A 786-nucleotide genomic window follows, 5' to 3' on the forward strand; every position below is an offset into this window, starting at 1 on the left:
GCCGCTGGGCGCCCTGACCGGTGAACAGCACACCGACCTTGCCACCGGAACGGGCGACGCCCTGCACCACCCCAGGTGCGGTACGGCCCTCCGCCAGTGCCGCCAGCCCCGCCAGCAGCCCGGCCCGATCCCCACCGGTCACCACCGCCCGCCGTTCAAAGGACGCCCGCGTCGTCGCCAGCGAGTAGCCGATGTCGGCCACGCTCAGGGCGGGACGGTCCTGCACGAAGGACAGCACCCGGGCCGCCTGGCCGGCCAGCGCGTCCGCCGTCTTGCCCGACACCACCCACGCCACCGGAGCCACGCTCTCGCTCTCGACCGGGACCTGCACGGTGCCGTCGGTCACCTCAGGCGAGGCGGGGAGGACGGTACCGGCGAGCAGGGCCGGAGAGGGAGCCTCGCCCGCGACGGAGACCGCGCCATCACCGGACTCAGCGGTGGCTCCGGCAAGCACCACACCCTCGCCCGCCACTGCGGCGGCGTCGGCGGGCTGCCCGCTCTCGGTCAGGACCGGGATGGTTCCCGCAGGAACTCCAGCCTCGCCCGAGACCAGGGCGGCACCCGCCTCCTCGGCGATCACCCGGGAGACGCTGCCGGCCTCGGCCGACAGCAGGGCGGTGCCGGCGGACGGGACGAGGGAGAACTCTTCCGCGCCTGCCAGGTCGGCGGGGGCCTGCTCGATGATGACGTGGGCGTTGGTGCCGCTGATCCCGAACGACGACACACCCGCACGACGGGGGCGGTCCACCTCCGGCCACGGCATCGCCTCGGTCAGCAACCGCACCT

General features: G+C 74.6%; 1 protein-coding gene. It reads right to left on the reverse strand.

Features of this window, described 5'->3' with window-relative positions; genetic code table 11:
• A partial coding sequence (locus HHX33_RS36960; RefSeq protein WP_310741649.1) for a ketoacyl-synthetase C-terminal extension domain-containing protein occupies positions 1 to 786 on the reverse strand: 786 nt, incomplete at both ends.

It is taken from the genome of Microbispora sp. H10670 (assembly GCF_014161385.1).
Classification (GTDB): domain Bacteria; phylum Actinomycetota; class Actinomycetes; order Streptosporangiales; family Streptosporangiaceae; genus Microbispora; species Microbispora triticiradicis.